This window comes from Methanospirillum sp. (genome assembly GCF_035406105.1).
Taxonomy (GTDB): Archaea; Halobacteriota; Methanomicrobia; order Methanomicrobiales; family Methanospirillaceae; genus Methanospirillum.
Genome location: NZ_DAONKG010000093.1, coordinates 1 through 9,155, shown reverse-complemented (window position 1 = coordinate 9,155; position 9,155 = coordinate 1). Strand labels below are relative to the sequence as shown.

Below are 9,155 nucleotides of genomic sequence, written 5' to 3'. Positions count from 1 at the left end.
TTTTCGAAAAAGGGAACTGATTCTAAAGGACCACGGAGGATACAATATCCCCTGTATTCTGGTTACCCTGCATGATCTCCGTCAGGTTATCATCTGGGATCTCTCAAGAGAAACAACCCTTCATGATGAGATAAAAAATATTCTTTTCATTCACCTGATAAACTCTGGTTCGACGGCCGGGTACCTTTTTCTCAATAATGCCATCTTCCAGGTCATGAATACATCTGAACCAGACATTCAATTCTGCGCCGATATCAAGCCACTGTCGGATGCATTCTGCAATGACAGGGTATATGAAGAACCATCCTTCTCTGAACGTCTTGATCGGTACCTGGATACCGTATACAGATCCGTATCACGGGTATTTTATCAGACGTATGGTGAGGGTGAACGAGACAAAAGGGAATATTTTGTCCTTTCCGGAATTCTGAAAATATTTTTTGTGAAAATGCTTTATGAATCCGGAATTGAATATTCAGGCATTTCTGATGATTCCTATATATGGCATCTCATTACCTTCGGGACCACTATTCCAGGATATCCTGATGATGAACCAATTCAATGCCAGGATCCGGTTTTTACCCGCATGGTGGACGAGGGCTGCAGAATCCAGGTTCCTGAATCAGTCCGGTTTCATCTTATTGATCCGATTATTGCGATTCGTGCATTTTGCCGGTTGATGAACCGGATAACAGGCAAGGGAAAAGTTCGGACAGAACAGAGGAACTATGAGGACGCCCTCCCCTCTCTCATCTCATCGCCGGTGTTTTCCCATGTAATCCGGAGTATACTCGCATATGAGGAGCAGCCGGCTATCATTGATCCGATATCCGGGACAGGTGAATTAATCCTCCTGCTTTTGAGAATGTATCATAACCCAGACAGATCACCTCTTGACCGGCTCCAATGGATCGCTCATTCTGTCTTTTGTCAAGATCCTTCCTTCTCCAATGTCCTCCTGACCAGGTTTGGCCTGATTCTGTATGTAATCGATGGTGAGTTCCTGCATCCAGCCCTCTTCGCATCATATCACGGTGAATGGCTGCCTGCCATCCGTTCGCATATCAGGGTTGGAAATACCCTGTTTAACAGGGAGATTGTGGATGAATATCTCTCAAAGCAGGAGGCTCAGTCAGCTTTTTATCACCTGAGGCCTGCAGATTCAGAATGGCCGGCTTGTCCGCTATCTCGCTCTGTGGTGCTTGTTACCGCCCCATACATCCAAAGCGACTGCACAGATCAGGAGAGATGCCAATACCTGTGGAAACATTATTCTTCATATTCCCACGATGCACGGTGGGCCCTGTATTTTGCGGAATATATCATCAAAAGACTCTCATATAATTCGTATTTTTTTCTCCCTTCATCCTGGATTTCAGAGCAGCATGCAGGTCCATTCCGGAAGATGATCAAAGAGAGCAGAATCTCTCGGATCATTTTTGAAGAGGATGATCAGGACCGGAGGAAACCTGATGGATGGTCATGTCTTCATGCACAGGAGTATCAATCATCCATTGAGATTATCCGGATAGCAGAAAATGGATCAATCACCGCATATCAGGTAAAACAGGAGGATCTGCCAGAACATGATGGCTGGAATTTTGAAGATCCTTTTGGAAAGGATATTTTGAATGCATTAATGAGGGATACAATTACGCTCTCAGAGTATTGCCTCGGTGCAACATACCGCCCCTCGGATCTTGCAGGAATGGAGGGCGGGGGAGTGTGGATCTCAATCAGAATAATCAGTGACAGACTGATGGTGACCGCAGGAGACACCCCGGAACAGAATGCTGATCTGATCATCAAAGGCCCTGATGAATACCTTGAGGGGGTCCTCTCTTCTCCACTCATGAGGTGGTACTGCACATATGTACGCAGAGCAGGACGCTTCACCCGTTCAGACCTTCTCATATCTGCACTCCCGATACATCAGCCTGACTGGTACTCTCCTGAAGAGAAAGAGTACGTCAGACTAATAACCGATTCATTGCATGAACGAACCTTTCTGATGGAGAAAACCGGTTACGCCAGATCGTATCATGATCAGGACCGCCTCTTTAAAAGACTTATTCAGATTGAGGAAAGAATTCATACAGGAGTATGCAGGTTATACCATATCCCGCCATCACTGCAGGACCTGCTCTTGTATAGGGACCGGGAACAATTTCATCTCTACCGGAGATGATTATCTACATTATGATTATCAGGCAGTTTTTTATTCCTGGGATTGCTCACAGTTCCTACCTTCTTGGCGGGGTATCATCGTGTATGATTATCGACCCTGCACGGGACCCTGATATCTACCTGCATGCTGCTGAAGAGGAAGGATTTCAGATAATCGGTATTCTGGAGACACATCTGCATGCTGATTTCATATCAGGGCATTGTGATCTTCATGAAATCACCGGGGCACCAATATATGCTCCAAAAAGTGCTGCATGCGAATTTCCCCATATTCCGGTTCATGAAGGGAGTACTATACCACTTGATGACTGTTCCATCTCTGTCATCGAGACACCGGGACATACCCCGGAACATGTCAGCTATGTCGTCACGCACCTTAGCAGAGGCGATGAACCAGTGGCTCTTTTTCCAGGTGATACCCTCTTTGTGGGTGATGTCGGAAGGCCGGATCTCTTTCCCGGTCGGGCACATGAACTGGCCGCAGCCCTCTATGACTCCCTGCATAAGAAGATCCTGAAACTGCCTGATCATTGTGAGGTCTATCCGGCTCATGGTGCCGGATCATTCTGTGGCAGGTCATTATCTGCAAAGAGGTCAACGACCATCGGATATGAAAGAAGGTTTAATGAGGTCCTCCAGATTCAGGACAAAGAGACGTTCATTGATAAACTTACAAAAAATATGCCCCCCTCCCCTGATCATTTCAGCCGGTGTTCCGATATGAACCGGAGAGGGCCTACGCTTCTCTCACATCTTCCACCGGCAAAACCTATCAGTCCGCGTACCGGAAAAGAGATCCTTCAGGAGGAAGCAGCCGGGGTTCTTGATACAAGGCGATATGATGCATTTGGTTCGTCCCATATCCCAGCAAGCTGGAACATTGACCATGAGATAAACTTCTCAACCTTTGCCGGCTGGGTGATACCTCCTGATATGAAGATTCTTCTTGCTCTTCATCATCCGCATGAGATCACGAAGGTTCTTCCCATGCTCCATCGGGTGGGAATAGATCAGATCATTGGCTATATTGACGGAGGTGTCGCCGGGTGGGCGCTGGCCGGAAATGCTCTTGATCATGTCAGGACAATATCAGTTCATGAACTGAAAAGCTGGATAAACGCAGAAAAAGACCTCATCATCCTTGATGTAAGAACAGGCGGCGAATATGCCGGATATCATATTCCCGGATCAGTCAATATCCACTGGCCTGATCTTCGGCACCGGTATTCTGAACTCCCGCATAACAAGGAAATAATAGTGATGTGTGCTACCGGTGCCAGGTCCTCAATCGCATGCAGTATCCTAAAAAGAAATGGTTTTTCTCAAATCATCAATGTGGCCGGGGGATATTCCGGCTGGATTGCAGCAGGGTATTCATAACCGGATCTGATCACTTCTTCTTTTCCATATATTCCTGGATCTTCCTCTCTTCCCACTCCTTTCCGAGCATCCCGTCATTTCCAAAGACATCATATGCCTGCCATACCATAGCAATCCCCCAGAAGAGTGTCACCCAGTAAAACCAGAAATAACCAGGGCTCATAATGAGGTTTATGATAAAGAGAACCGCGTTGACAATAATAAACAAGCCAAGTTGTCGGTAGAATCCTCTGAGCTTTGTAACTTTTCTTTTTGCTTCGTGATACTCTTCATTCGGTGTCATGGATCCATGTTGAGCTTAAAAGAGTATTAAGATAATATACGAGGATAAATCCAGCTTTATTGATTCTTCATCTACCCTGAAATCCACAGTGGTTTGACGACGTTCCGATGCTTCCCGCCTCATATACGGTGCTCAGGATCTGTGGTGATGGTATAGCTGCCGAGTGGGAAAGAGTACCGGGAACGCTGTAGAAGTGATGTTTTTCTTGCCTGGTATAAAAAACAGGCTTTATAGAATGCCAGGAAGGCGCGGTTTTTCTATTCGATACAAATCTTTTAACGCATAGATCTGTGTACGATAAAGCATGATGATACCATAATGTCATACGAAATATTCCAAAGAAGAACAGTTCAAAAAATTAACAAAAATAAACGTTAAATCTTAGGCCTGGACCGGGAATTGAACCCAGATCGAGGGAACCACAATCCCTTAGGATAGCCATTACCCCACCCAGGCAGGTTGCACCATATATGTTATCCGGAAGATGACTTGAAGCTATCCTCATGAGTTTTCAGACGGTATCTGATCCTGATCCAGGATGAAGGTCTATGGCAGGTATTGTGAACGATTATTAATCGTGACCACTGATGTATACCACAGTATCAGATCTCTACCCGGAAGGATATCTCCTGTTTTCATATAGCACCGGGAATTGACCGCATAATATGAGTGGTGGTGGAAAGGTGGGTAAAAAAGCAGCAAAAAAGAGTAAAAGCGACGGTGATACACCCCATATCAGAACTCCGATTGTCTGCGTTCTCGGGCATGTGGATCATGGCAAAACATCCCTTCTGGACCGAATCAGGGGTTCCTCAGTCGTTGCCGGAGAGGCAGGAGCGATTACACAGCATATTGGTGCAACCATTGTACCGATAGACTCGATCATGAACATGAGCGGAGGAATGAAAAACCTCAATATCAGCGTTCCCGGCCTGCTCTTTATCGATACCCCTGGTCACCATGCATTCACTACGCTTCGGGCGCGAGGAGGAGCACTCGCCGATATGGCAATCGTGGTCGTTGATATTACCGAGGGATTTCAGCCGCAGACCATCGAGGCGATTCAGATCCTCAGAAACTGTAAAACCCCGTTTGTCGTGGCCGCAACAAAACTGGATCGGATTCCGGGATGGCGAACATCCGAAGGGGCTCCATTCCTGAAGTCGTTTGCATCACAGAACGAACGGGTAACACTTCTGGTTGAGACCAAGGTTTATGATATTGTTGCAACTCTCGCAGAACATGGATTCTCGTCCGAACGTTTTGACAGGGTAACGGACTTTGCCAGAAACCTTGCAATTGTGCCGGTCAGTGCCCACACCGGAGAGGGAATACCTGACCTTCTGATGGTACTTATCGGTCTTGCACAGCGGTATATGGAAGAGGCCCTGACCCTTACTGTTAACGGGCCGGGATCAGGAACGGTCCTTGAGGTGAAGGAAGAGAAAGGCCTTGGGGCCACTATCGATGTCATTCTGTTTGACGGGACCATCCGGGTTGGCGATGAGATAGCCATTGCAACAACTGACGGTGTGCAGACAACCAAGGTGAGATCTCTTCTTCAGCCACGGCCCATGCAGGAAATTCTGGTCGAGGACCGGTTCTTACGGGTGAAAGAAGTCGTCGCTGCCGCAGGAGTAAAAGTCAGTGCCCCAGGGCTTGATCAGGTCATTGCCGGATCACCGATCCGGGTCATCGGTGATGATCCGGAAGAGGTAAAAGCAAGTATTGCAAGGGAGATGACCGAGATCAATGTCACCCTCTCACCCGAAGGGCTGATAATCAAGGCCGATACAATCGGTGCGCTTGAAGCATTATGTAAGGAATTATCCGCGCATGAAATTCCGGTTATGAGGGCAGAGGTGGGTCAGGTCAGCAGACATGATGTAATAGAGGCTGAAACAATAAAAGACCCCCTGTACAGGGTTTTGATAGCGTTCAACACACCGGTTCTTCCTGATGCCCAGGATCTTCTCAAGGAACCGGCTTATTCAGAGATGATTCAATTCTTCTCCGGTAATGTCATCTACCATATTCTTGAGGACTACCTTGAATGGAGGAATAATCTTAAGAGAATAATGGACCAGAAGAGATTTGAAAAGATCATCTTCCCGGCTAAAATACTCGTCCTTCCTGGATGTGTCTTCAGACAGAATAACCCTGCAGTGGTTGGAGTCAGAATCCTTTCCGGGACACTCCGTACCGGTGTGAATCTTGTCAGAAGGGATGGCAAGAAGGCAGGAACCCTGAAATCAATCCAACTGCGAAAAGAGAATATTCAGGAGGCTCATGCCGGAGATGAGGTCGCAATCTCCATAGAAGGCGCAACGGTTGGCAGACAGTTTGATGTGGAAGATGAGTTGCTTGTAGGGATTCCGGAGCGGCATGTAAAGGTCCTGGAGACTGAGATGCTCTCACACCTGAGTGAGGATGCAAAGGAAGTACTTGATGAATACACCCGGCTCTTCCGCCGTGAAAATCCCTTCTGGGGGAAGTAGAATTATAAAGGATATATACCAAAGTGTATGGAGACTTCTCAGCAGAGTCTGAGTGATGGGTTCTTTGGTTCGGACGAGAATAAAAGTCTGCAGCGATCGTGGAATATTTAGATTTGGTGATAATAATGGTTGATTTCAAGGTGGTTCTTTCAGATCCGGCAACTGGTAAGGCATATAATATTGATGCCAGTGGTGCAGGAGCCGGGGCATTTATTGGTAAACGTATTGGTGATGAGATAGATGGTGCAGCACTCGGGTTTGAGGGATATAAAATCCGAATCACCGGTGCATCAGACCGGAACGGAACCCCTGCACGAAAGAGCCTGCAGATAGCAGGACGACGGAAGGTTCTGATGGCAGGCGGCGTCGGATTCCACCCGCGTGTCGAAGGTGAGCGCCGGAGAAAAATGGTCCGTGGTGCGGAAATCACCCAGGACTTTGTCCAGATAAACGCAATCGTCGCAACCCAGGGTCCAAAGACCCTTGCAGAATACTTTGCTCCGGCAGAGCCTGAAGCACCGGCAGCAGAATAAATATCTTCAATCTTTTTTCAGCAGACCCTGCCGTAACTGGTCGAGAAGGTCAGCAACGGCGACGTTATGTTGTTTTGCCACAATGACCAGTGCCGCTTCAGGTCTGATGTTGCCATCAAAATGTTCGGAGATTATCTGATTCATCCGGGCAATAATCTCTTCAGGCTCCTTTTTTACCTGACCGGTAATCCGATCGAGGAGCTGTTCAAAGGGATCATGCACATCAAAGATGGATGACGATGGCTTATATCCGATAGGAATCTGAACCTCTGCGAGATCAAAGAGAGGATAATACATCTCTCCATCGGTTCCCAAAAGATGTTGCTCTAACCCCCGGTGAATGAGGAGATCGACCTGTTCGCGGTCCATCCACCTGCGGTCAAATGCATAATAGTAAATTAATTCACTTTTTCCAAGTTTTTGTGCTCGGCTATGATAAAAAGGTGCTGCTAATGCGGTTTTAAGTGTCATATCTCATTACCTGGGAGAAATATCCATCAGTCATGTTTATTCTCTTATGTAATCATGTTTTTTTCTCTGATCTAAAATCAGCACGTATATCAGGCGTTTCATAACATCCCATGCTTTTTATCTGTGCAGGAGAATATTGGTGGTACACTTTCTGCATAGGCGGATGGAGATGTGAGTCAGATGTTTGGAGATTTCAGATCGCATATCATACTACTGATGTGGGTGCTGGTGGGGATTGGCACCATTTTAGTGAGCAGCGTTCTGGCAGATACGCAGGGTGTTCATGCGACAGCACCCGGATATCATCCTGGTCTTTTTACGACTGGGACCCGTGTGAGTATCCCTGCCGTTGTGAATACCTATGAAGGGGAAAATTCTGAGCAATTTGCGGCCCAAGAACAGAATATATCATTCTCGGTATATCCCGGTGATCTCTCGACTGGTAAGAAACCATCCCTGATCGGATTTGTATCTGCAGGAAACCTGCGGGATCCCGTAAGTATCTTTGGAAAGATGGCCGGGGCAGATCAGTTCCAGTATCTTGCTACTGTTATTCCTGATGAACAGGGGATATTCCTCTGGGAGATACCAGAATATTGCTATGGATATTCTGATTTTCAGGTAAACAAAACCTGATTTTAAAAAAAATTACTCGATCAGAACAGCATTGATGACACCGTGCTGTCCTGGTCTGCTGGTAATCCGTGCACGCCCCATCTCAGTTCTGATGATTGCACCCCGGGTGAGAAGGTTACGCCTGACATAGTTCGGGTTTGCAGCATTCTCTTCCACAGTCTCAATCTTTACTTTCCTTGTCTCTCCAGTCTTGGTGCTGATGGCTGCATATTCACACCGGAGAGCCCGGACCTTGTTATTTCCGCCGTATGTACGGGATACTTTTCTTCGGTCAATACCAATATGGGTATCAGCCGGTGCTGACCCAATCTCCCTGCGTCTTTTTCCACGAGACGGGCTGTACCTGCCGCCGGTGGATTTCCGAACAGAACGTCCTTGCCAATGCATAATATCTCATCCTTACGTATCATTTACCCGGAGTGGGAGAGCCGGGTAAACCACCGAGTCTTATACATATCCCCCGCGCCAGTATATAAGATTCCGCTTAGGAGAGAAGCTCATCTATGAGAGGGTCAACCCCCTCACCTGTCTTCATATTTGTCCGGAATATCTTCATCGAGGGATTATACCTGAGCATGTCCCGTTCCATCCGGTTCAGATCAGCCCCGACTGCATCAGCCAGATCGATCTTATTCAGTACCGCAATCGTACACCCCCGGAACATCATCGGATGCTTGTTGACAACATCATCCCCTTCGGTTGAGGAGACGACAACAATCCGTTTCTCTGCCCCAAGCTCAAAATCAGTCGGACAGACCATATTGCCAACATTCTCAATAAACAAAATATCAACATCACTGAGTGGAAGATGATCCAAGGCATGTTCGATCATATGGGCATCAAGATGGCACTCTTTTCCCGTATTTACATTCTCAGCCGGGATTCCAAGTGCGATAATCCTCTGGAAATCATCATCCCCATACACATCCCCGGCAATAGCCGCTGCTTTCAATCCTTTGGCTTTCAGTTTTGGAACGACCTTCTCAATCAGTGCGGTCTTTCCTGACCCGATGCCTCCAAGGAGATCAAAAGCCCTGACACCATGGGCCCTGAAATGCGCGGCATTTGCATCGGCCAGTTTTCGGTTGGCTGAAAAAATATCTTTTTCGATAGAGATATCGATATGATGCATACCATAGCATCTCTCTCGCTGGTACTTTATAGGTT

General features: G+C 47.0%; 9 protein-coding genes and 1 tRNA gene. 5 read left to right on the top strand and 5 right to left on the bottom strand.

All coding sequences use genetic code 11. The features are described from left to right. Together PLA23_RS07045 and PLA23_RS07040 are read left to right on the top strand one after the other, a co-directional pair. Window positions 1-2,188 (top strand): hypothetical protein (locus PLA23_RS07045; RefSeq protein ID WP_324474603.1); only part of this gene is annotated, 2,188 nt, incomplete at its 5' end. Further along, window positions 2,185-3,567, top strand: coding sequence for an MBL fold metallo-hydrolase (locus tag PLA23_RS07040; RefSeq protein WP_324330020.1), 1,383 nt, complete (start codon window positions 2,185-2,187; stop codon window positions 3,565-3,567). The genes PLA23_RS07045 and PLA23_RS07040, both read left to right, overlap by 4 nt. 10 nt (window positions 3,568-3,577) lie before the next feature. On the opposite strand, the gene PLA23_RS07035 is transcribed toward PLA23_RS07040, so the two are convergent. Continuing rightward, on the bottom strand, window positions 3,578-3,850 hold the full coding sequence (locus PLA23_RS07035; RefSeq protein ID WP_324330022.1) for a 2TM domain-containing protein: 273 nt from the start codon (window positions 3,848-3,850) through the stop codon (window positions 3,578-3,580). Window positions 3,851-4,234: 384 nt separating this feature from the next. Then, window positions 4,235-4,306: transfer RNA gene (locus PLA23_RS07030), tRNA-His, on the bottom strand. A gap of 227 nt (window positions 4,307-4,533) precedes the next feature. Here PLA23_RS07030 and infB point away from each other — a divergent pair. Together infB and PLA23_RS07020 are read left to right on the top strand one after the other, a co-directional pair. Beyond that, on the top strand, window positions 4,534-6,348 hold the full coding sequence (gene infB, locus PLA23_RS07025; protein WP_324474602.1) for a translation initiation factor IF-2: 1,815 nt from the start codon (window positions 4,534-4,536) through the stop codon (window positions 6,346-6,348). Window positions 6,349-6,473: 125 nt separating this feature from the next. Continuing rightward, window positions 6,474-6,881, top strand: a complete 408-nt coding sequence (locus PLA23_RS07020) for a 30S ribosomal protein S6e (RefSeq protein ID WP_324329441.1) — start codon at window positions 6,474-6,476, stop codon at window positions 6,879-6,881. Between the two features lie 6 nt (window positions 6,882-6,887). Here the strand turns inward: PLA23_RS07020 and PLA23_RS07015 are convergent, their stop codons facing one another. After that, complete coding sequence (locus PLA23_RS07015) at window positions 6,888-7,352, bottom strand: DUF2240 family protein (protein ID WP_324329439.1); 465 nt, start codon at window positions 7,350-7,352, stop codon at window positions 6,888-6,890. A gap of 228 nt (window positions 7,353-7,580) precedes the next feature. Between PLA23_RS07015 and PLA23_RS07010 the strand changes: the two genes are divergently transcribed. Further along, window positions 7,581-7,988, top strand: coding sequence for a hypothetical protein (locus PLA23_RS07010; RefSeq protein ID WP_324474601.1), 408 nt, complete (start codon window positions 7,581-7,583; stop codon window positions 7,986-7,988). A 12-nt stretch (window positions 7,989-8,000) separates the two neighbouring features. Here the strand turns inward: PLA23_RS07010 and PLA23_RS07005 are convergent, their stop codons facing one another. Both PLA23_RS07005 and hypB read right to left on the bottom strand, forming a co-directional pair. Further along, window positions 8,001-8,375, bottom strand: a complete 375-nt coding sequence (locus PLA23_RS07005; protein ID WP_324329435.1) for a 30S ribosomal protein S8e — start codon at window positions 8,373-8,375, stop codon at window positions 8,001-8,003. A 97-nt stretch (window positions 8,376-8,472) separates the two neighbouring features. Beyond that, complete coding sequence (gene hypB, locus PLA23_RS07000; protein WP_324329433.1) at window positions 8,473-9,120, bottom strand: hydrogenase nickel incorporation protein HypB; 648 nt, start codon at window positions 9,118-9,120, stop codon at window positions 8,473-8,475. Window positions 9,121-9,155: the final 35 nt, after the last annotated feature.

Bases quoted from the DNA above. Each gene is read 5' to 3' on its own strand.
- PLA23_RS07005 (WP_324329435.1), bottom strand. From the start codon at position 8,375: ATGCATTGGCAAGGACGTTCTGTTCGGAAATCCACCGGCGGCAGGTAC.
- hypB (WP_324329433.1), bottom strand. From the start codon at position 9,120: ATGCATCATATCGATATCTCTATCGAAAAAGATATTTTTTCAGCCAAC.
- PLA23_RS07015 (WP_324329439.1), bottom strand. From the start codon at position 7,352: ATGACACTTAAAACCGCATTAGCAGCACCTTTTTATCATAGCCGAGCA.
- PLA23_RS07035 (WP_324330022.1), bottom strand. From the start codon at position 3,850: ATGACACCGAATGAAGAGTATCACGAAGCAAAAAGAAAAGTTACAAAG.
- PLA23_RS07040 (WP_324330020.1), top strand. From the start codon at position 2,185: ATGATTATCTACATTATGATTATCAGGCAGTTTTTTATTCCTGGGATT.
- PLA23_RS07020 (WP_324329441.1), top strand. From the start codon at position 6,474: ATGGTTGATTTCAAGGTGGTTCTTTCAGATCCGGCAACTGGTAAGGCA.